This is a genomic window from Acidiphilium sp. AL (genome assembly GCF_025499445.1).
Lineage (GTDB): Bacteria > Pseudomonadota > Alphaproteobacteria > Acetobacterales > Acetobacteraceae > Acidiphilium > Acidiphilium iwatense.
In genome coordinates this window covers 1-21,283 of record NZ_JAIMBZ010000046.1, presented here as the reverse complement: position 1 = coordinate 21,283, position 21,283 = coordinate 1, and the positions used below count along the sequence as shown (strand labels likewise).

The following is a 21,283-nucleotide window of genomic DNA, read 5'->3' as shown; positions in this document are numbered from 1 at the left end:
ATGCTATACGAACTCATCCCCACCATGCCGGAGCCTCGCCTGCTGCCACTGGTCCAGAAATTCGCCGATATGCTCGCCGACCTGCCCGTCTTCGCCGAGACTTTCGGGGCAGTGTGAAAATGAGGGGAGTCTTGAGGAGATCGGCAGGAATTTTCGGTGTGCCATGTTGCTCGAAATACCGGCGAGATCCAACGCAGACCAAGGGCGTTTCGACGACCAACTTCGCCACTGCGTCAAGCTCGTCCACACGCCCAACCCGAATTGCTAAATCGACTCGATCCTCCACCATATCCCGCACGAAGTCCGAGAGAATGAGATCAATGTGAAGCTCGGGATAAAGCGATAGCAGCTTGGGGATCAGCGGAAGCACATGCAGCCGTCCAAAAGTTGCCGCCACGCTGATCCGGACGGTTCCCGAGATTGCGGCTGAGCTATTCGTCAGCTCGGTTTCCGCCTCATCCATCTCCTCGAGCAACGGCTTCGCTCGGTCGTAATATCGTTGTCCCTGATCCGTGAGGGTCACGCTGCGCGTGCTCCGATGGAACAGTGCAACACCGAGACGCTTCTCGAGCGCCGCGACGGCCTTGCTGATGGTCGGCTGCGTCTCGCCGCATCGCCGGGCCGCCGCCGAGAAGCCGCCGGCATCGGCGACAGCAATGAACGCGTTCAATTCATGAAAACGATCCAAGCTATTCTCCTTTGGAATAAATCCTATGGGATATTGCACGATTATAAAAGAATTTCTTCGCGCCAAGTTTACGGTGATCAAAGGAGTTATAGAATGAACATCGATCTCAAGGGCCGAAAGGCCATCGTAACAGGGTCCACGGCGGGTATCGGCCGCGCCATTGCCGAAGGATTGGCGCGTGCTGGCGCCGCAGTTGTCGTCAGCGGCCGCGGCCAGGCAAGGGTCGATACAGCGCTTCGCGAATTGCGGGCGCTCTTCCCAAAGGGTGAGTTCACTGGCGTCTCCGCCGATCTTGCGACCCCGGAAGGTGCTGCGGCGTTGTTCGCGCGGGAGCCGGATGCGGATATTCTCGTCAACAATGTGGGCACGGGGCGCCCGAAGCCTTTCTTCGAAATTGGCGACAGCGAGTGGACCGATCTCTTCGAGCTCAACGTCATGAGCGGTGTTCGCGCCTCCCGCCATTATGTGCCGAACATGACAAAGCGCGGCTGGGGGCGTGTAGTCTTCATAAGCAGCGAGTCCGCGCTCGCAATCCCCAAGGACATGATCGACTACGCCATGACCAAGACCGCTCAGCTCACCATTGCGAGGGGCTTGGCCGAGGAGGTCGGCGGAACGGGCGTCACCGTCAATTCGGTCCTCCCAGGCCCTACGAATTCGGAGATCATGGGCGGTTGGATGAAGGCGACCGCAGAAGAGCAAGGCATTACGCAACAGGAAGCCGAGCAGCAATTCTTGAAGACGATGCGCCCGACATCGCTCCTCAACCGCTTTGCTACAACCGAAGAAGTCGCAAACCTGGTGGTTTATGTCTGCTCGGAGCAGGCGTCGGCGACAACCGGCACCTCCTTGCGTGTCGACGGCGGTGTTGTTCGGACAATCGCGTAGCGATGCCGCTCTTTTTTATTCGAGTGAAAGGACATAAATTATGATCAAACCTGCATCCGAGCAAGCACATTCGCCGGTACCGTCGTTCGATCTCACCGGCAAGCGGATCGTTGTTGTCGGCGGCAAAAAGGCGATTGGCCTCGGGGTCGCCCAATCCGCCTACGCCATGGGCGCTGTCGTGACCGTCGCCAGCCGCCGCAATGTCTCGGCCAAGGACCGGCCCGACCTGGCCGCGTTTGACCAGGTCGTTCTCGACATCTGCGATGAGGCGGCCGTGCAAGCCGCGTTCGAGGCTATCGGCCCCTTCGACCACCTCGTCGTCACCGCCGGACCGGAGCTGGGGTCCTGGGGATCGTTCATGGCCCCCGACATGCGCGGCGTCCGCAGCTACCTGGAGGGCAAGTTCCTGGGCAGTTGGGCCTGCGCCCGCCATGCCGCCCCGCATTTGCGGGCTGGCGGCTCAATAACGTTCATCACCGGCGGCACCGGAGCCCGGGCGAAGCTCGGCCTCACTGCGGTCACGTCAACCTTCGCGGCCGTCGAATCCCTGTCGCAATCGCTCGCTTTGGAGTTGGCCCCGATCCGCGTCAATACAATCCGGCCCGGATTTATCGACACCGACTTCTGGAACGCCCTGCCCAAAGTAACCGTGGAGGAAATCCGTGAGAAGGTCCGCGCGAACTTCCCGGCCCGGCGGCTCGGGACTGCCGCTGACGTCGGGCACGCGGCAGTCTTCCTCATGACCAACCCGTACGTCACCGGTACAGTGCTCGAGGTCTCCGGCGGCGAGCTGCTGGTCGACTGGATCTTCTGACTTTGATTTAGCGAAGACGTCGGGTGCTCTGCCACCACAGACTGCAATTTCGACGAGCTCACTGGGTTGAATGATGGTGCGTTTTGAAAACGACGTCGTCGTCACTGGCGCGGGGACGGACGCCGAACGACAGCCTGTTAGTCTGGCTTGCTACAGAGCCAACCCAACGCCTTCACCTCAAGCACCAATCCCGCGATTGCGGGTTAATTCTCCGGCCTGTTCCAACCATCCGCTTTGCGCCAATTCTCGCCATACAGTGGCGGGAACGCTGGTGGTGCTGAGCAATATCGATGGCGGCGCCATTGCGCGCACCACTCAGGCCAAAGCGACAGGGCTTAAATTGGGCGAGCGCTGGCACCTCGCTTTGCGCCGACCTGAATGCAAGCAAGTTGAATGGCGCTCCAGCAATTACCCGCTTTATGGCGATATGAGCCGGCGCATGTACGAGGTCCTGGCCGCTAGCGTGCCGCAGGTGGAGCCTTACAGCAACGACGAGATGTTCCTCGACTCACCGGCCTGCCCGATTTGAAAATTTGTGCCGTCGCCTGCGTAATGATGTCCGCCGCCTCGCCAAATCCCCAGTTGTGTCGGCATCGGCCCCACCAAAACCATCGCAAACTCGTCGACCGCATCGACAAGGATGATCCACGGGACGGTGCGCCTGCTGCGCGCCATCTGGCGGCCGAATTTCCGGTATTTCAAAGCTGGCATCATGCTGGGCGATTTTGCGCCCGCCCAGCAGCAAAGCGGTCTTTTCAGCACCCGAGATGCCGTCAAATCCGCCCGCGCCATGGCGGCGCTGGATGCCGTCAACGCCCGTTTCGGGAGCGGCACGCTGCGCCCGGCGGCAACCGGCATGATCAAAACCTGGGCCGGCCGCCAGACACGGCATTCACCACGCTACACCACAAGCGCCGAGGAGATGCTGGTGGCTCGGGCATTTTGAAGGAAGGATGAATATCGTTAAGCGGGGCCAAGCCCCTGGTTGCGCACCCGCAAGGGGTGCGCTTCTGGGCGATCCGCCAAGCGGATCGCTATCCAGCCGAGATTAAACATCTAATCGGCATCCATGCTGGCAGCTTTTGCTTTCGGCTTCGCCTTCGCAGCCTTCTTGCGCACCACGTTGATGGCCGCGGCGTCGAGCGTGTTCTTCAGATGGATGGCGTAATGCTTCTCGATCATTTCAACCGAGGTCCGGCAATTCTTCGCCACCTGATAGATATCGGCCCCTTCCATCAGACGCATGCAGATATAGGTATGACGCAAACTATAGGCCGTCCTGGCTTTTCCATCGCGATCGAGCTTCAGCCCAGCGCGCTCAAGCAAATTATTGAACAGCTTGATGTGATTGCCCGGGAACACAAGATCAGTTGGCTGCGGATATTCCGGCTCCGGCGCCACGAGGGTCACACCACCGTTTTTGCGCCGTAGCTGCCGCTCGCGGCGGGATTCCGCCTGCACCGGCTTGGCCCGCGCCAGTAAGCGCTGATAGACGCGCACAGCACCCGGCATGCTCTTGCAATGCCCAACACCGCGCTTGCCGCGAACCTCGATCTCCAGAATTTCCGCCTTATTGCTTTCTTCCTGGGCAATCGTGACGTCGCGGTGCTGAAGGTTGAAGGCTTCGTCCGGCCGCAGGCCGGTGTTCGCCATGAACAGCACAAAGTCATAAACCTGCTCGGCATTCTATCTGTAATGAGCCCGCTCCGGCGCCTTCGCATTCGCCCGCGCCGCCTCATATAGCTGCTTGTATTCCTCCGGGCTGAACCAGGCCCGGTGCGTGATCTTGCCCTGGGTCTTGTAAGGCGGCGACAGATCCGGCAGATGCGTGAGCCAACCATGGCGGATGGCGGTTTTCAGCACCATGCGCAGCGTCACCACCTCATCATGCAAGGTGCTGCGCGCCGGCGGTTTGGCCTTGGGCTTATGCTGGCCTTTTGAGTGCGGGTTCGGCTCGGCATAACTCGTCATCCGGTGCACCCGGTATTCCTGGACCTTGCCGGGGGTCACCTTGTCGAGCGGCAGGCTCCCGAAGAACGGCACCAGATGCACCCGCAGCCGGATGGCATGGCTTTCGGTCCATTTCTGGGAGTGCTCACCCTCGGTGATAACCCCGTATTCCTTCAGGAACTGCTCCGCCGCCTTCCTGAAGGTCGGGCGGTCATTCAACACGCCCGCTTCGGCCTGGCCGTGCAATTTGAAGTACCAGCTCTCCGCCGCCCTGGCGGCCAGCTCCTGGCCTTCCTGCTTGGTGCTGAACTGGCGCTGCTTGCCGCCGACAGACGCGCGCGCCTGCCAGAAGCGGCTATTGCCGCGCTGATAAATCTGAACCTTTCCACCCAACAGCTCGACGGTCGGCATGACACCCCCTTGCGCATAGTGCGCTCCGGTTGAGGATCATTGGCAGACCACGACCATAGGTCATCAGGTTTAGAAATTCGAGTTAAATTACCCTAAGACTGCCCTAGTGCGCCGGACAACAAAAAGCCGCCTTGCGGCGGCTTCAATGCATTGATTTGGTTTGATAAACTTGGTTGCGGGGACCTGCTTTGGCCGAGAGTTGAGTCTGAGGTCAGTCGCCTGCTGAGACTCGGTAGTGAATGCATCTTCGCGGGTAATGCACAACCTTGGCAAGGTTGGAGTCGAGGCTTCGAATCCCTTCACCCGTTCCAATTTTCTTCAGATGAATCAGCTATTTACGAGAGAGTCGCCGCAAGGTGGCCTTCGTCGTCTTCAGTATGGTGTCCACCGTCGCAATGGTGAAACAGAGCTGGCCGCCACTGCCAACGGCGGCCGCGCCATTGAATTTCACGCCCTCGCGATATATATTCCGATCTATCGGAAGATTTTTTTGGAGGCTGCTATGGCTGTGACTGCGGATATGCTGAGGCCCGCCGAGGCCGCCGTCGTCGCGCGCGTCGCCCTCCGAGACGTCAATCGGGTCATCGACGAGCGGATTCTGCCCGACGGCTTCTTCACGGTCGATGATGGCCGGCGCGTGATGGCCACCGCCTGCACCCTGATCTCATTCTACTTCGCCAGCGCCAAGCACTTGACCTCCGAGGAGCGACTGTTCGCCATCCGGGAGGCCGGGTCGCGCTTGCACAAGTTTCGAGCCCTGGCCCTGGCCTCGCTCGTCGAGAAGGATTGGACAGTTCGGGATGAATTCCTGACCATTGATCTGGCGCCTTTCGTCAGAAGCACCAAGGAGCGCATGGACCGTTTGGCCGCTGCACGAGATCTGGTCGTGACCGATCCGGACGTGCTCGGCGGCACGCCCGTCATCCGCGGTACCCGTATCCCGGTGTACGACGTGGCAGCGTCCGTGGAGGCGGGTGTTCCCGCCGATCGCATCCTCGCCGCCTACCCGTCACTGGACGTTGACAGCATCGAACTCGCCACGATCTATGCGGAAGCCAATCCAGCGCGAGGCCGGCCTCGAACTAGCGACGAGCTTCCCAAGGGAGCCGTCATCATCGCCGATCACCGGGTTCCTCGTCGCGGGAAGACCGGATGAAGTTTCTGGTCGATGAGTGCCTGAGCCCTGAACTCACGAAGCGCGCCCATACCAGAGGATATGGGGAGTCTTCCCATGTCGTCTGGCTGGGGCGCAGCGGCTTGAAGGACTGGGAGCTGAAGCCCATCATTCTCGAGGGCAACTGGACCTTCGTCACCAAGAATTCCATCGACTTTCGCGGTCCTGCCACCGCCCCCGGCAGCAAAGGCCAATATGCCGACGTCGCGATCCATGCTGGGTTGATTTGCCTCAATGGGCCACCTGGGATGGACCTTGACATGCAAATCGAGCTGTTCGATCAGTCGATGGACGAATTGGACACCGATAGCGACATCGTGAACCAAGTTCTGGAAATCACGATGGAAGACGACAGCCTCCACGTTCGCCGCTATCGCCTTCCGGCGACCGACCAGTAGTTGCAGGCTGACCACTCGCAATCTGCAGCGGCTGATCCATCACCCATTCTCCATTCAGATGCCTCCCGAGCGATGACCATCAGAGGGCCTGTCGCCGCCGCGTCGCGGTCAAGCGCACCGTCGCGGGGCCTGTTTGAAACCGGATGCTGCCCCTCCGGTTACTCGACCGCCGCATCGCGCACCGCAGGCTCCGACGTCTCATAGCGCGAGAGGTCGGTTCCAGTCTGTTCGACGCTGAGGCCCGAGGTCTGGAATCCCAACAACCAGATTGGAATAATGCATATCGCTGTTAATATCGCCAGGATCGTAAAGAGCGAAGCCGAGCCCAACGTGCTTGCCATGATCGGGAAGAGATAGACCAGTACGACTCCACCGAGGAAGCGCGTGATGCTTTCGCCGATCATTGCGCCCGAGGCACGCAGACGTGTAGGAAATTGCTCCGCCATGTATAGTTTTGCGAGCGGAAATCCGGCATAGACGAAACTCCAGGTCACTATCGCAGCAATCACGACGCCAATTTCCGGCATCGGCTGACCGAGAGCGATGGTGCCGATTGCCGCCACAGTCATAATGATCACGAGCCCCCATCGGCGGCTAATCCGGTCACCGAGACTTCCAGCCATCGCGGTCGAAATCACCGTAAGGAACAGTAGACCGGAGGTATAATACAACGCATCCGATTTACTCGCACCCATGCGGTGCAGGATGCTCGGCCCATAGATCGTGATCACATAAAACACCACGAACGGCGACAGCAACGCCGAATACGAAATGATGCAGCGCGTCAAATATGGGGGCCTGACAAAATCAGCGAGCGATACACGTCGTCTCGCCGTCACCTCCAGTACCCGAAGGGACGATTGGTCGATCAGCGTCTCGTCATGCGGAAGGCCGCTGATGTTTTCCAGCCGCTCGACGAAGCTCCGCACCTTATCGATACGCCCCACCTTCAGCAGGAAGCGCGGCGATTCCGGCAGATAGATCATGATCAACGGCGTGATTAGGATCGTCGCGCCCCCGAGAATGAGCAGCACGCGCCAGGCTTCGGCGTTCGGGATGACACCGATGATCAGCGCACCAGCCAGCGTGTTGAGACCGTAGGAAAAGCCGAGCAGCGAATTGGAGAGACCGACCGCCGTCCCGCGCCACCTCTTGTTGACAAATTCCGAGAGCAGCAGATACGGCACCGGGAAGACAGCGCCCTGCCCGAGGCCCGCGATGAAGCGGCAGGTCACGAGTTCTGCGACGTTCTGTGAAAAACTGCCGACAAACGTGAACACGCTGAAGATGACGATGCCACCGACCAGCGTGGTCTTGCGGCCGAAGCGGTCGGCAACCAAGCCTGCAGGCAATAGCCCGATGACGATCCCGAGGGTGCCAGCGCTGGCGATCAGTCCAATTTCAGCCGGCCGAAGATGCCACGTTGTCCGCAGCAGGAAAAGAACGGGTGCGATGATTCCGATATCGAACGCTTCGAGTATCCATGTCAGCCCGAGAAGGCCGACGAGCAGAAGGATTGTTCGATTAACTGGAATCCGGTCCAGTCGCGCGAGGAGATTCTCCTGCGCGTATATCTGGTGTTCGGTTGGTGTCGGCATGGCTTTCCTCCATTGTTGTTCTGCCTGTTCTAGGCAAGGACCGGCAGAAGCGCTGTGAGCGCCTCGACGATCCCATGCGGCGTGTCGACAACGGTGACGCCGGCCGCCTTGAGCGACGCCTTCTTGCTCGCGTAGCTGCCTCCGAGCCGGCGACGATGGCGCCGGCTCGGACATTCAACCAACGTGCATATTCGGCGGCTTCTTCCTCCGTCGTGCCGCCGACCTCGACGACGAAGATCACCGCATCGGTCCTCTCGTCCCGGTCGAGCGCGCGCCGCGCATCCTCGGTCGTCGAGCCAGTCATCGGGTCGCCGCCTTCGATCCCTGATCGCCGGGCGGGCCGGCCCAGAGCGGAAGGCTGGCGGAGAACCTGTCATTGTGCTGATAGCTGGGGGCGACGAGCGGCAGTGAGTTCCGCCTCCAGCGCACCGATCGTTGTAATCGTCGTCCAGGTCAACAGCGTCAGTTTCGAGTTGGTCGAGCAGCGTCGCTCGTTTCTGGTCAGGAAGAAACGCCGGAAACAATTCACCGATCGCCGTGCAGTGCAGCGGCACCCACGAGCCAATCGAAAAATACAGGCGGAGCGGCCAATCGGTCGCCTCAACGCGATCGAAATAGATGATTCGATTGCCGTCGAGCCTGCCGACGTTGCAGGTCTCGCCAACTTCCGCGACCTGCGTGCTGAGAATCTGCCGACGCGGCGCGTACTGCACCGAACTGCGCAGGACATCGAAGGCAAAATCCGCCAGACGCAGCCCGGCGGTGACACGCCTCGTGATGAACTTCCGATATAAGAAGTCTTGCACCTCGAACTGCTCGATCATCCGGTAGACGTTTGGTTTCAGCAATTTGAGATGATCCGCAATCTCCGTCGACGACACCGGCCGCCTAACTTTCATGACATATGCTAGAACGCCGAACGAGTGCACGAACACGCTCGTTCTAGCTTGTGCATCCACGCCCGGACCGCCGCCCGATTTGCCGTCAAGCCCGTCGTCATGTCCGGCGAGAAGACCCCGTTCGTCCATCGGTCGTGTCACAGGGCGCAAACGTCCCCGATGTACCGGGATCATCATCGTATCGTCCGCCGCACACCATTTTCTCTGACGCTTCATCGGATCCTCGAATCCTGATTTTCCTTATCCGACCAGACATCGCAGCACGGACCGCCGGCACCATCCACGGCAAGCCCGCGCACAACGGAGCAAACCCTTTTGGGTAGCCAAAGCTCGGTAAAATTCTATTGAACGAAACTTTTTGTATTGCACAATGAGATATTGAATGCTATTCGTCAAGACCCTATCGACAGGCACGCTCCAAGAATCGTTCTGTAATAGGGGCTTACGGCTGGTTGGGGTAAGAGGCGCAAACGCGTGGGCACGCAGGTGCAGCATCGGCACGACTACAGAACGATGGTCGCGGAAATCCGCCATTTTTCTGAAATCAGATACGGATCGATCTGCTATCGTTCCGTATCGGCCTACACTTTTGCCCTATTACTGGTTGAAGCAGAATGACTATATCAACCTGGAGTTGCCAGGCTTTCTGGTTTGGGAGGTCATAAAATGGAAGCAAAGAGCGACGAGGTCTTGACCCCGCAGATGCGCCGTCTCTTGGGACTTTCGGTAAGTGGTGTATTCCTTGATGGCTATGATATTTCGATCATCAGCCTGGCCCTTCTACAGATCGGCAAGACTTTCCACGCCACACCGACCCAGATCGGGCTCGTTGCCTCAGCCATTCTTGTCGGCAATTTCGTCGGCGCCCTTGTCTTTGGCCGATTGGCGGACCGCTTGGGTCGGCGCCTGGTTTTCATCGCAGATGTTGTTTTCTTCGTTGTTTTTGCAATTCTCTCGGGCCTGTCGTTCAACGTTTGGCAATTGATTCTCTGGCGCTTCCTGATTGGAATTGGGATCGGCGGCGACTATGCTCTCGCGTCGCCCATCATTGCAGAGGCTGTGCCGGCGAAGAGGCGGGGGCGCATTCTGGTGCTCAACTGGGGTGGCGCATGGTTTGCCGGTGAAATTGCGGCTTTCGCGGTCGGCTATTTGTTCCTCCACTTTGGCTCAGGAGATGCGTGGCGATGGATGCTGGCTTCTGGAGCGTTGCCAGCCATTGTCGTGCTCCTGCTGCGCCGCAATCTGCCGGAATCTGCACGATGGCTTTTGGCCCAAGGGCGGGAGGACGAAGCGCACGCGGCCGCCGGTCAACTTGGTACGTCGCTTGGCGCGATGGTCGATTTTTCCCAAAGGGCGGCTGTCCTTCCCAGTTCCCATGCCTTGAGCGAAATCTTTGGCAAGTTTGCCCGCAACACTTGGTACGGAATCCTCAATTATGTATTCGAAGGCGCACCATTTTATGCTCTTTCCGTCTTCCTCCCGCTTATCCTAACCAAAAGTGGGTTTTCGAAGACGCCGTCTGGGATTGCGCTTGGCAATCTCGCTCTGCAAGCCACCGGCATAATTGGTCTGGTCCTGATCTACACCTGGGTCGATACTAGAGGACGGCGTTTTGTCAACTATCTTGGATATGGTGGCATCGTGCTGGCCTTGCTCATTTATGAACTGCTTTTCCGCCCATCGCTGCCGGCCATTTTCATTCTCTTCATCCTGATCGAGATCGCGCTCTGGCTTGGCCCTGCCTCGACCGATAATCTTCTCCTCGGTGAACTTTGGCCGACTCGAATTCGTGGTACTGGAGCCGGTATCGGCGCAGCTGCCGGCCGTTTGAGTGCCATCTTCGGCACCTATACCATGCCGGTACTGATCGCAAGTTTTGGTGTCAAGGGCGCTCTTATTTTACCTCTCGTCTTTTCCGCGTTCGGCATAATCGTCACTGCAGTCATCGGCGTCGAAACAAAGGGGAAAACGCTCGAAGAATTGTGGGGGCATTGATTGCGCGTCGCGCAGGGCTGTTTATGCGTGATGTGAAATTGCGTTAAACCATGACTGCGCGTGATCGACACCTCGTTCCACGTTCACCTTGCGCGATGGGGCGTTCCAGACATTCGTATCAATAGATCCAGCGATGGCCCCCGAGCATCTACGCTCGTATGGCCTCAATTTTGAACAACGGCTGGCCAACTTGCACGAGCTCAGCATTTTGGGCGAAAACACGTGTCACTTGGCCGTCAGTTTCAGCCATAATCGTCGTGAAAAGTTTCATGACCTCGATCGAGCAGAGCGAGTCGCCACTTTTGACAATACTTCCGATCTCAACGAAGGGCGGATCCTTCGGAGACGGTGCGCGGTAGAAAGTCCCCGTCATAGGGGAACGAACGATAGTTCCGCCGTCAGTCGCGTTTATATCCGCGGGTGGTTCGGATGGGGCGATTTGGCGCTCGGCATGTCGTGGTTTTTCCGCATATTTTTGCGGTTCCGCCGGCGAAAGCGGTGTGGCTGTGGGTATGATTGTCGTCCCGCTAGAACGCCGGACCACAATCTTGACATCCGCAAGTTCCACTATCACTTCTTCACAGCCGCTTGCGTCGATGATCTTGATGATGTCAGCGACGTCCTTGTAAGTTAGGGTCAACTCTGCCTCCTTACGCCGCAAGTCCCAGGATTGAGCGCGCCTCGTCCGGAGTCGCAGGCCGGCGCCCATAGGCAGCCGCCTCCGCGACGACGAGCGAGACAAGCTCAGCATTGCTCGCGGCAAGACGAGTCTTGTCAAACCGCACATTGTCTTCAAGGCCGGTACGGGTATGTCCGCCAAGCTCGAGACACCATCGGTTCACCTCAAGCTGATGGCGTGCCATTCCAAATGCCGACCACGTGGCGGTCGGGCTGATTTCTTTCAATTCAGAAAGCAAGAATTCGAGAAGAGATCGCCGTACCGGCATAGCGTTCTGGACACCCATAACAAATTGCACATGGAGTGGTTCCAGAATCAGTCCCCGCTTGACCAGTTCGACGGCATTGTAGAGCATCGCAACGTCGAAGACTTCGATCTCTGGTTTGATGTGATGAATCAGCATTTCCTTGCAGAGGGCCTCGATGAAGTCAGGAGCATTCTCGTATATCTGCCGCGGGAAGTTGACCGATCCGGTGGTGAGGGATGCCATGTCGGGCTTGAGATAAAGGTTGGCGCCTCGCTGCGAAGCCTCCCGCCCGCGCCCTCCGGTTGAGAACTGGATGATCATGCCGGGGCAGTGCTTTTTAACGCCCTCCTGCACAGCGGCGAAAAGCTCGGGTGAGGATGAGGGATTTTCCTGCGCGTCGCGCACATGGATATGCACCAGCGCCGACCCAGCCTCATAGGCGGCCTGGGTGGATTCAATCTGCTCGGCTGGCGAGATCGGAACTGCCGGATTGTCCTTCTTTTTCGGAACGGCACCGGTGATCGCGGTGGTGATGATGATCGGCTTCATAGGTGGAGCTTTCGTAATGCCATGCCTGCCTACAGACTAGCATGTCTGAAGTGAAATGATTTGATCGATGGGCGATTGCTGATTTCCTTCAGCAAGGTGGCAAGCGGGGTTGCCATGATCGGGCATTCAATGTCGATCGGCCCCGCGCCCTTCAGGGCGCCGCATTGGGTGTCGTCGTAAAAAGCTGCGAGAAGGAGGTCGTCGTCCGATGCGAAAGGGCCACGCGTCGCGCGGATGCGGTCGAGCGCCGGCGGCAGCCGGGAGCCCGGCCTTTCAGTGATTGGTGGCGCGCCCCTGGTTATCTTGTCGTAGAGATTCGGCTCGATGGGACCAGCGATTTCCCCATAGCCGCCCCGGACATAGAGGCGAATTTCATCCGGAACGGTGTCATAACGGCGGCGTCCCTGATCCCGGCCCACAACATTCAGCACCGCCTGCGTCACAATGTACTGAGCGAAGGGGCTGACGACGATCGGATATCCCAGGTCCTCGCGAACATGCCATGCTTCCTCGAGGATGTCGTTCAATCGGTCCCTAAGTCCCATGGTCTCCAATTGATAGGCGAGGTTCGAGACCATACCGCCGGGACATTGGTGCTGGAAATGAAACTCGTCATATTCGTTGGGCGTGCCGACAGGCTTATCCTCTTTGGCCGCGATATAGGCGAGACGCTCCGCGACTTCGCGGATCGGCTCGAGGTCGATCGGCACCTCATATCCGCGTCGCCGCAAATTGCAGGCGACACGTTCCGTCGGCGAATGCGAAACGCCATTCGCGAGCGTCGATGTCGCCGTATGGATGACATCGACACCATGATCGACAGCTTGAAGAACGACATAAGGCGCTAAGCCCGAATTACAGTGCGTATGGATATGCAGCGGACGGCTACCGAGCACCGCCTTCACAGCGGGGACCAGAGTCGCCACACGTTCCGGCGTCAGAAGCCCGCTTGCATCCTTCAGAAAAACGGCATCGACATCAAGGGCGACGAGTTCCCCGGCTTTCGCCGTATAATAGTCGTCCGTGTGGACTGGGCTCAGTGTGTAGACGAGACCTCCCACGACATAAAGCCCTTGCCGCTTTGCCGCTTTGACCGGGATTTCCAGATTACGCATGTCGTTCAGAGCATCATATGGGGTATGATATCGCATACCGTTCGCCGCGAATCGCTCGGCTGCGAGTTCCACAACGTCGTCGGCAAAAAATTCGAATGTAAAAAGGCTCTGGCCTCTCGTGTGGATGATCAGCGGCGTTTGCGTGACCCATGAAGAGAGCAGGCGCATCCGCTCCCAGGGATCCTCGCGTAGATACCGGACTGCGACGTCAAATACTGCGCCGCCGATAAGGTCGATCGCCTCGAAGCCAGCGCAGTCGAGCCGGGGCGCGATGTCGCGCATCATCGCCGTCGTCATCCGCGTCGCCCAGAGGCACTGATGTGCATCGCGCAACGTGACATCGATCAACCTGATCCTGCGCGTCCTGTCAGGCATGTTGGAATTCCGTTTCTACCCAGCGCGTATGAACAGTCGCACGTGCGAAATCCGGCGCAACCATCAACCACCGAAGAAAAGGAATCGTCGTCGCGATCCCACCAACCTCAAAGCAGTCGAGCGCGTCGAGGGCTCGGGAAATGCACTGCGCCCGGTCCTTTCCATGCACGATGAGCTTCCCCAGGAGAGAATCGTAAAATGGCGGAACATCGTAACCGCTATAGGCATGACTATCGACTCTGACCCCGGACATTTCCGGCGGACGCCACCGGGTCAGCCTTCCGGGGGATGGAGCAAACCCCCGATCCGGGTCTTCGGCGTTGATGCGGAGTTCGATCGCATGCCCGTTTGCTGCAAAGGGCGAGTCGGGAAAGGACAGAGGTTCGCCCGCGGCGATACGCAGTTGCTCGGCCACCAGATCCGTGCCGGTCAGCATCTCCGTTACGGGATGCTCAACCTGGATGCGAGTATTCATTTCGATAAAATAGAATTCTTGGCTATCGGCGTCGTAGATGAATTCGACTGTCCCGGCGCCGACATAGCCGATCGCCGATGCAAGTTTGATCGCGGCGGCGCAGATCGCTTGACGAGTGGCGTCATCGAGAACCGGTGACGGGCCTTCCTCCACCAGTTTCTGATGGCGGCGCTGCACGCTGCAATCGCGCTCCAGCAGATGGACGATCCGCCCATGCCGGTCGCCGAACACTTGCACTTCGATATGCCTGATCCTACCGATGAAACGCTCCAGGTAGATGCCGCCATCGCCGAACGCCGCCTCGGCTTCACCCGAGGCCTGCGCAAACGCGCTCGTGAAGGATGTCATGTCCGACACGATACGCATTCCCCGCCCTCCTCCACCGGCGCGTGCCTTTAACAATATGGGAAATCCGATCATCGTTGCGGTTTCCGTGGCTCCCATTGGATCATGGAAGGCCGTGTCGGAGCCAGGCACCACGGGTACCCCACATGTCTTCGCTGTGCGCCGTGCCTCGGCCTTGTCTCCCATCAGGGCGATGGCTTCGAAAGACGGTCCAATGAATGTGATATCCTCGGCAACGCATTCTGCAGCGAATGTTGCCCGCTCTGACAGAAATCCGTATCCCGGATGCAACGCATCGCATTTGGTGGCTTTCGCGACTTCCAGAACGATTCGTGCATCAAGATAGCTTTTGGACGCGGAAGCGGGTCCAATCCTTATCGCACTGTCGGCCGCCCAGATATGAGGGGAATTCTCATCGGCATCGGAATAAATGGCCACGGATTCCAGTCCCAGTTTTCGACACGCCCTGACGATGCGAAGGGCGATTTCTCCTCTGTTTGCGACCAGGACACGTTTCACAGAAACTCCAAAATGTCATACCTTGCACGTAGCTATTAATAGCATTGTGCCCCCAATAAATCCGCCTTGCAAGTTTTTATTTATCATGATATGAGAAAACCATGGTGAAATCGGAAAATCGTCAAGCCGCCGCACGTGGAAGCAACCGGCAGCGAGACTTTCTCGACGCCTTACCTGCTGATGTGTCCGATATCTCCGGCAAGCGCGTATTGGCGTTGTCATCGATGAAGCCGTTTGCCTTTCTCGAAGCCGTGGCTCATGCAGGGCGCCCATTAGGAATTCTAGAATTCGGTGCACTCCTCAATATTCCGCAACCTACAGCGCATCGCATCGTCCATATGCTAATCGAAGAGGGGTTACTTGCGCGCGAACCGGGCACTCGCCGCTATGGACCAGGAAATCGACTTGCCAAAATGGGCATCAGCCTCCTCATCGCCTCGGTTCGCTCGGCACCCCGGCGGGCGATATTGGAAGAGCTTTCAAAGACACTCGAGGAAACTTGTAACTTTGGCGTTCTTTCAGGAAACAATCTCGTCTATCTCGATCGTGTCGAGGCCGCTTGGCCGTTCGGGCTCCGATTCGAGCCAGGTTCGCGTGTCCCGCTGCATTGCACCTCTATGGGCAAGCTCTTTCTCAGTTTTCTTCCATCAGAGAAGCGCAGGCGGGTTCTAGGTAAAGGCCCTCTCTATCGCTATACACCCAATACAATCATAGAGTTACCTGATCTCGAACAAGAGTTCGAAAAGATTCGAGCGAGCGGGATTTCTACGGATAATCAGGAATTTCTTGCCGGCGTCGTCTGCGTCGCGGTGCCTATACGAGAACCGAATGGGAATGTCGTCGCGGCGATCGCGGTATCCGCACCGGCCGCCAGGATGTCCCTTGACCGTGGATTGGAGCATGTTCCACTGCTTTTCGAGGCAGCACATAGGATCGAAGGCACCTTCTGGGACGAACCGCCGCTAGACCGCCAGAACAAGCCGAAGCCACGCGCAAAAATAAAGAAATGAAAATGGCATCTCCCCCAGTTCACTGGTTCGCGCGGAGCGTCGAGTTCAGGCGCGAATGCTGGAACAGACGGCTCAATTCATCCGGGTCATTCGGCAGGCTGATGACGAAGCAGCCTCAATCGCGGATCCATCCTGTAAAGAAGCAAAATGCCCGACAATCATGATCCCCTTTTTTCGATAACGGAGCAATCGGTTCTTGTAGCAGGCGGCGTCGGCGGCCTCGGCTGGCCCATCGCGCAAGAACTCTGTCGTCGCGGCGCCCGAGTTGCCATCGCGGATATCGATGAAGCAAAAACTCTGGACTATGCCCAGAGTCTTGTCGACCGCGGCGGGCGGGCATTGGGAATCGCACTCGACATCGTCGCGAGTGCGTCATGCGAAGCGGCGGTTCAGCAGGTTATTCAGAAGTGGGGTAGAATCGATGGCGTGGTGAATGCAAGCGGCATATACCGGGTTGGTCCGGCACTGGAACTCGCAGACATCGACTGGGAAAGATCCATTGATATCAACTTGACCGGTGTATTTCGTCTGGCGAGAGCCGCTGGCGGTCCAATGATCCGGCAGAACCGAGGAAGCATCATTACCATAACGTCTGTGTCGAGCAGCGTTGCAAACCGTCACTACGCCGCATATGCGGCAAGCAAGGCTGGTGCTGCGCATGTTACACGTGTGCTCGCCACAGAATGGGCTGCATCGGGTGTCCGGGTAAATGCATTGGGGCCCGCTGTCACTCCAACCCCTTTGGCGACACAGATCTTTGACGATCCTATTATCCGAGACGCGGCACTCGCCAAAATTCCGATGAGCCGATTCGGAACACCGGAAGACCTTCTCGCTGCCATCATATTTCTTCTGGCACCGGGAAGCAGGTTCGTGACCGGTCAAATTCTATATGTTGATGGAGGCCGAACTATTTCGTGATGGCTTTCAGTGGGTCGTCCACCCACCGTCAATCGAGGGTGGCGCTCCTGTTATAGTCTGAGCTGCATCAGAACAGAGATATGTCGCCAGCGCTCCTATTTGTTCTGGGGTTGTGAACCGAAGCCTCGCTTGCTTTTCTTGTATACCCCGACTCCGCAGGAACCCGAACGAATCACTTGCCAACCGGGCCGGACCGGATTCTGCTGGTGGCATGATCCGCGGCGGCTTCCTGGACGATGAATCGCGGCAAGACCTGATCGAGTTGGCTCGGGACGGGTCGGCGGCGCATCGGCTGGCGCGGCGGGCGAATGCCCTGGTTCTGCTGGATGCGGGGATGAGCTGCGAGGTGGTGGCCAAGGTGCTGCTGCTGGACGATGACACGATCCGAACCTGGTACCGGCTGTATCTGGAAGACAGGGTCGAGGGCCTGGCGAGCTTTGGCTATGAAGGCGGCGCCTGCCGGTTGAGCGATAGGCAGCAGGAGCGGCTGAAACTCTGGATCGCCGGGACCCTGCCACGGAGCACGAATGAGGTTGGTGCCTGGATCGCCCGGGAATGCGGCATCGAATACCAGGGCCGCTCCGGGCTGGTCGCGCTGCTGCACCGCCTCGGCATGGAGCACCGCAAGCCGAAGGTGATCTCGCGCAAGCTGGACCCGGCGAAGCAGGCGGCGTTTATCAAGGCCTATGAAGACCTGCTGAACCAGTTGCCGGCGAATGAAGCCGTGATGTTCGCCGATGCGGTGCACCCGACGCATGCGGTGCGGCCGGTCGGCTGCTGGGCACCGAAAGATGTGCCGGTCGCGGTGACCCAGACCAGCGGGCGGGATCGGCTGAACATTCATGGAGCGATCGATCTGGAGACCGGCAAGACCCGGATGCTGGACGTGGCCACGGTGGATGCGGTCAGCACCATCATGCTGCTGATGGCGATCGAGGCACTGTATCCGGGCAAGGCGATGATCCACGTATTCCTGGACAACGCCCGGTATCATCACGCCAAACTGGTGCAGCAGTGGCTGGCGCAGCCAGGGCAGCGGATCAAGCTGCACTTCATTCCGGCATATTGCCCCCATCTCGACGCGATCGAGCGGCTATGGGGGCTGATGCACCGGCATACAACCCACAACAAATGCTATGCCGCCTTCAAGGAGTTCAAGGCGGCGATCCTGGGCTTCCTGCGTGAGACGGTGCCCAGGGACTGGCACCGCTTCTGTGACGAGGTCACCGACAACTTCCGCATCATCGATCCCGCGGATTTTCGGGTTCTCGCCTGAGCGGGGTATAGTAAATCTTTTTTCTATATCCGGACGCCTCGAAGAACCCTTGGCCTGACGGATTTCGAGTTGCGGGTTGGGCTCAATCGCGTTGCTGATTCGGCTGGCGCCGGTCGGTGCATCGATTTCGGGGCAATTGCTTGTGGTTTCTGGGATTTTCTGCCCCCCCGTCGGGGCTTCGGGCGTCATGCGGGCGCGGTTCTCCTGTCGAGCCGCCCCCGGCGCTGCATGTTGTAGGCGAGATTGACGAGGCCGATCTTCGTGCTTGCCCGGACGAGGCCGATGGTGCGAACGAACAGGGCCACATGCTCGATCGCCGAACGCAACCGGGATTTCGCCGCGTTCGCGAGCGCCGTGCCGCGCGGCATCGCTCGGCCCTACGGCTTCTTCCGGTGGATACATGAGCGCATGCCGTTGTCGACCAACCATGCCTCATTCTTCTGCCGCGCGACAATCAGGATGAGAATGCGCGTCAATCAGGATGAGAATCCGGGCTGGGGGGCTGGGAGGGCGTAGCCCGAGCGGGCCCCCAGCCCGGAGCGGGTTCGTTCTAGGGGATCTGTCTGACTGACCGTGATCGGCCGGATAAGGTTCAGCTCCATCGTAGGAGCCGCAGCTTTGACCGGTCGCCTGATCACCGTTCAGCAGAAGAGAATGTTCATGAGATTACGTATCGAAGGGAATACCCCGCAGCAAGCCGCGGCCAAGAGCGGGTTCAGCACCGCGACCGCCTATCGGATCGAGCAGGGCCCGCATCTGCCTGCCGCGGCGCAGGCACGCCGGCAACGCCGTCGCCCCGATCCGCTGGAGGCGGTCTGGGATACCGAGATCGTGCCGATGCTGACTGCGGCGCCCGGCCTGCGTGCCATCGCCGTGCTGGAGGAACTGGTCCGGCGCCATCCGGAACTCGACCCTGGTATCCGGCGCACGCTGGAGCGGCGGATCAAACTCTGGCGTGGCCTGCACGGTCCGGCGCAGGACGTCATGTTCCGCCAGATCCATCCGCCGGGCGAACTGGGCTTGTCGGATTTCACCGACCTGGCCGGGCTCGGCGTCATGATCGCTGGCGCGACGCTGGATCATATCCTGTATCATTTTCGGATGGCGCATTCCGGCTTCGAGCACGGCCATGTGATCCTCGGCGGGGAGAGCTATTCGGCCCTCGCCGAAGGTTTGCAGAACGCCCTGTTCGTTTTGGGAGGCGTGCCGTTGAAGCACCGCACCGACAGTCTTTCGGCCGCGTTTCGCAATCTCGACCGTGACGCGATTGAGGACCTGACCGCGCGCTATGCGGCCCTCTGCGCGCATTTCGACATGGAGCCCACCCGCAATAATACCGGGGTTGCCCATGAGAACGGCACGATCGAAAGCTCCCACGGCCATGCCAAGAAAACCATCGAAGATGCCTTGCTGCTCCGCGGCAGCCGTGCCTTCGAGGATCTGGCCGCCTATCGCCGGTTCATCGACGAGATCTTCGCCCGCCATAACACAAGGCGAAGCAAAGCCATCGCCATCGAGTGCGCCACCCTCAATCCGCTGCCTGCTGACCGCACGATCGATTACCAGGAGACCCTGGTTCAGGTCACATCCTCCAGTGGCTTCGTCCTGCGCAAGGTCTTCTATTCGGTGCCAGCGCGGATGATCGGGCAACGCTTGCGCGTCAGGCTCTACGATGATCGGCTCGAATGCTTCCTCGGTGCCAGTCACGTGCTCAGTCTCGCCCGCGGCCGCACCGATCACGCCACCGGCAAGCACGGTCACGTCATCGACTATCGCCACGTGATCCATTCCCTGCGCCGCAAGCCGGGTGCCTTGCGCAACCTGGTCTATCGCAACCAGTTGTTCCCACGTCCAGCCTATGCGCGCGCCTTCGATGCGCTGACCGAGCGCCGGTCCGACAAGGTCGCCTGCAAAATCACCGTCGAATTGCTCGGTCTCGCGCACGACTACGCCTGCGAAGCCGAACTCGCACAGGCTCTCGAGATCGAACTCGATGCCGGCCACTTGCCCTGCCTCGACACCTTGCGCGAACGCTTCCGCCCCGCCACCGCCAGCGTACCGGTGATCATGATCGAAGCGGTATCGCTCGGCCTTTACAACGAGCTTGGCATGATCAGCGGCGGAGACGTCGCATGACCGCCAACCATGCCGCCGATACCCCTTCCGTGGTCCTGCCAGCGATCCCGCGGATCGCCGGAACCGTCGGCCACTCTGCCCGGCTCGCCTTCCTGCTCGGCGAACTCCGCCTGCCGACGATCAAACATCTCTGGCCCGATCTCGCCGCCCCATCGGACAAGGAAGGATGGCCCGCCGCGCGCTTTCTCGCCGCTCTCGCCGAGCACGAAGTCGCCGATCGTGAACGACGACGCATCGAGCGCCACCTGCTCGAAGCGCGCTTGCCGATCGGCAAAACCCTCGATAATTTCGACTTCAACGCCGTGCCGGTGATCAGCAAGGCCCACATCACCGCACTCGCCTCCGGCAATGCCTGGCTCGATACCGGCGCCAATTTATTGTTATTTGGCCCGCCCGGCGTGGGCAAAAGTCATCTCAGTGCAGCGATCGGTCTCGCCCTCATCGAAGCAGGCTTCCGGGTGTTGTTCACCAGAACCACCGATCTGGTCCAGCGCTTGCAAATCGCGCGGCGCGAACTCACCCTCGAAGCCACCATCTCGAAACTCGATCGCTATCACCTGCTCATCCTCGATTTATGTGCAGCGCGCAGTGATGTGGAGCTGGAAGGCGTCAACTCCAGCCGACGAAGGTTTGAGGGCCGCCAACTCCACATAACTCGGTTACGGAATCATAGCCGCTTCAACCAGTCGACGATATTGATCGCGGCTGAATTCACGTGACCAGCGCGAGGCGGCGCGAGTATCTCGGGGAACACCTGCATCAGCGCCTGACGTTTCAGATCGAGATCCGCCCTGGCGTAGGTCATGGTGGTATTCAACGTT

General features: G+C 59.1%; 22 protein-coding genes and 1 pseudogene. 12 read left to right on the top strand and 11 right to left on the bottom strand.

Annotated features, from left to right (window positions below; genetic code table 11):
• Positions 1-13: 13 nt before the first annotated feature.
• Complete coding sequence (locus AiwAL_RS17410) at positions 14-688, bottom strand: LysR family transcriptional regulator (protein WP_262313173.1); 675 nt, start codon at positions 686-688, stop codon at positions 14-16.
• Between the two features lie 93 nt (positions 689-781).
• Here AiwAL_RS17410 and AiwAL_RS17405 point away from each other — a divergent pair, with 93 nt between their 5' ends.
• From AiwAL_RS17405 to AiwAL_RS17390, 4 genes are all read left to right on the top strand, one after another.
• Positions 782-1,576 carry an SDR family NAD(P)-dependent oxidoreductase gene (locus AiwAL_RS17405; RefSeq protein ID WP_262313172.1) on the top strand — a complete coding sequence of 265 codons (795 nt, stop codon included), beginning with the start codon at positions 782-784 and terminating at the stop codon, positions 1,574-1,576.
• 40 nt (positions 1,577-1,616) lie between these two features.
• Positions 1,617-2,390, top strand: coding sequence for an SDR family oxidoreductase (locus AiwAL_RS17400; protein ID WP_262313171.1), 774 nt, complete (start codon positions 1,617-1,619; stop codon positions 2,388-2,390).
• A gap of 70 nt (positions 2,391-2,460) precedes the next feature.
• Positions 2,461-2,919 (top strand): hypothetical protein, encoded by a 459-nt coding sequence (locus AiwAL_RS17395; protein WP_262313170.1) that lies wholly within the window; start codon positions 2,461-2,463, stop codon positions 2,917-2,919.
• Positions 2,920-3,045: 126 nt separating this feature from the next.
• On the top strand, positions 3,046-3,336 hold the full coding sequence (locus tag AiwAL_RS17390; protein WP_262313169.1) for a DUF4113 domain-containing protein: 291 nt from the start codon (positions 3,046-3,048) through the stop codon (positions 3,334-3,336).
• Between the two features lie 110 nt (positions 3,337-3,446).
• Here the strand turns inward: AiwAL_RS17390 and AiwAL_RS17385 are convergent, their stop codons facing one another.
• On the bottom strand, positions 3,447-4,043 hold the full coding sequence (locus AiwAL_RS17385) for a hypothetical protein (protein ID WP_262313168.1): 597 nt from the start codon (positions 4,041-4,043) through the stop codon (positions 3,447-3,449).
• Positions 4,044-4,076: 33 nt separating this feature from the next.
• Complete coding sequence (locus tag AiwAL_RS17380; RefSeq protein ID WP_262313167.1) at positions 4,077-4,751, bottom strand: hypothetical protein; 675 nt, start codon at positions 4,749-4,751, stop codon at positions 4,077-4,079.
• A gap of 235 nt (positions 4,752-4,986) precedes the next feature.
• On the opposite strand from AiwAL_RS17380, the gene AiwAL_RS17375 reads away from it, so the two are divergent.
• Together AiwAL_RS17375 and AiwAL_RS17370 are read left to right on the top strand one after the other, a co-directional pair.
• Positions 4,987-5,907, top strand: coding sequence for a DUF433 domain-containing protein (locus tag AiwAL_RS17375; RefSeq protein ID WP_262313166.1), 921 nt, complete (start codon positions 4,987-4,989; stop codon positions 5,905-5,907).
• Positions 5,904-6,323, top strand: a complete 420-nt coding sequence (locus tag AiwAL_RS17370) for a DUF5615 family PIN-like protein (protein WP_262313165.1) — start codon at positions 5,904-5,906, stop codon at positions 6,321-6,323. The genes AiwAL_RS17375 and AiwAL_RS17370 overlap by 4 nt, the downstream gene beginning before the upstream one ends.
• Positions 6,324-6,481: 158 nt before the next feature.
• Here AiwAL_RS17370 and AiwAL_RS17365 read toward each other — a convergent pair whose 3' ends face one another.
• On the bottom strand, positions 6,482-7,921 hold the full coding sequence (locus tag AiwAL_RS17365) for an MFS transporter (protein WP_262313164.1): 1,440 nt from the start codon (positions 7,919-7,921) through the stop codon (positions 6,482-6,484).
• Between the two features lie 29 nt (positions 7,922-7,950).
• Positions 7,951-8,949, bottom strand: coding sequence for a helix-turn-helix domain-containing protein (locus tag AiwAL_RS17360; RefSeq protein ID WP_262313163.1), 999 nt, complete (start codon positions 8,947-8,949; stop codon positions 7,951-7,953).
• Positions 8,950-9,486: 537 nt separating this feature from the next.
• Between AiwAL_RS17360 and AiwAL_RS17355 the strand changes: the two genes are divergently transcribed.
• Positions 9,487-10,815 carry an MFS transporter gene (locus tag AiwAL_RS17355; protein WP_262313162.1) on the top strand — a complete coding sequence of 443 codons (1,329 nt, stop codon included), beginning with the start codon at positions 9,487-9,489 and terminating at the stop codon, positions 10,813-10,815.
• A 148-nt stretch (positions 10,816-10,963) separates the two neighbouring features.
• On the opposite strand, the gene accB is transcribed toward AiwAL_RS17355, so the two are convergent.
• The 4 genes from accB to AiwAL_RS17335 are packed head-to-tail and all read right to left on the bottom strand — an operon-like array spanning position 10,964 to position 15,119.
• Positions 10,964-11,455 (bottom strand): acetyl-CoA carboxylase biotin carboxyl carrier protein, encoded by a 492-nt coding sequence (gene accB, locus AiwAL_RS17350; protein WP_262313161.1) that lies wholly within the window; start codon positions 11,453-11,455, stop codon positions 10,964-10,966.
• A 10-nt stretch (positions 11,456-11,465) separates the two neighbouring features.
• On the bottom strand, positions 11,466-12,290 hold the full coding sequence (locus AiwAL_RS17345; RefSeq protein WP_262313160.1) for a 3-keto-5-aminohexanoate cleavage protein: 825 nt from the start codon (positions 12,288-12,290) through the stop codon (positions 11,466-11,468).
• A 29-nt stretch (positions 12,291-12,319) separates the two neighbouring features.
• Positions 12,320-13,753, bottom strand: a complete 1,434-nt coding sequence (locus AiwAL_RS17340) for a pyruvate carboxylase subunit B (protein WP_262313159.1) — start codon at positions 13,751-13,753, stop codon at positions 12,320-12,322.
• Positions 13,754-13,772: 19 nt separating this feature from the next.
• Complete coding sequence (locus AiwAL_RS17335; protein ID WP_262313158.1) at positions 13,773-15,119, bottom strand: acetyl/propionyl/methylcrotonyl-CoA carboxylase subunit alpha; 1,347 nt, start codon at positions 15,117-15,119, stop codon at positions 13,773-13,775.
• A 101-nt stretch (positions 15,120-15,220) separates the two neighbouring features.
• Here AiwAL_RS17335 and AiwAL_RS17330 point away from each other — a divergent pair, with 101 nt between their 5' ends.
• Positions 15,221-16,129: an IclR family transcriptional regulator gene (locus tag AiwAL_RS17330; RefSeq protein ID WP_262313157.1), complete on the top strand. Its 909-nt coding sequence runs from the start codon at positions 15,221-15,223 to the stop codon at positions 16,127-16,129.
• A 147-nt stretch (positions 16,130-16,276) separates the two neighbouring features.
• Positions 16,277-17,050, top strand: a complete 774-nt coding sequence (locus AiwAL_RS17325; RefSeq protein WP_262313156.1) for an SDR family NAD(P)-dependent oxidoreductase — start codon at positions 16,277-16,279, stop codon at positions 17,048-17,050.
• A 6-nt stretch (positions 17,051-17,056) separates the two neighbouring features.
• Here the strand turns inward: AiwAL_RS17325 and AiwAL_RS17320 are convergent, their stop codons facing one another.
• Positions 17,057-17,263, bottom strand: a complete 207-nt coding sequence (locus AiwAL_RS17320) for an SDR family oxidoreductase (protein WP_316044799.1) — start codon at positions 17,261-17,263, stop codon at positions 17,057-17,059.
• Between AiwAL_RS17320 and AiwAL_RS17315 the strand changes: the two genes are divergently transcribed.
• A complete protein-coding gene (locus AiwAL_RS17315) occupies positions 17,262-18,326 on the top strand; it encodes an IS630 family transposase (RefSeq protein WP_262313155.1) in 1,065 nt (354 codons plus the stop codon). The genes AiwAL_RS17320 and AiwAL_RS17315 overlap by 2 nt on opposite strands.
• Positions 18,327-18,511: 185 nt before the next feature.
• On the opposite strand, the pseudogene AiwAL_RS20455 reads toward AiwAL_RS17315, so the two are convergent.
• Positions 18,512-18,622, bottom strand: a pseudogene (locus AiwAL_RS20455) (IS5/IS1182 family transposase); the annotation flags it as partial.
• Between the two features lie 358 nt (positions 18,623-18,980).
• Between AiwAL_RS20455 and istA the strand changes: the two are divergent.
• Positions 18,981-20,462 (top strand): IS21 family transposase, encoded by a 1,482-nt coding sequence (istA, locus tag AiwAL_RS17305; RefSeq protein ID WP_262313154.1) that lies wholly within the window; start codon positions 18,981-18,983, stop codon positions 20,460-20,462.
• Positions 20,459-21,181, top strand: coding sequence for an ATP-binding protein (locus tag AiwAL_RS17300; RefSeq protein WP_316044798.1), 723 nt, complete (start codon positions 20,459-20,461; stop codon positions 21,179-21,181). The genes istA and AiwAL_RS17300 overlap by 4 nt, the downstream gene beginning before the upstream one ends.
• Positions 21,182-21,283: the final 102 nt, after the last annotated feature.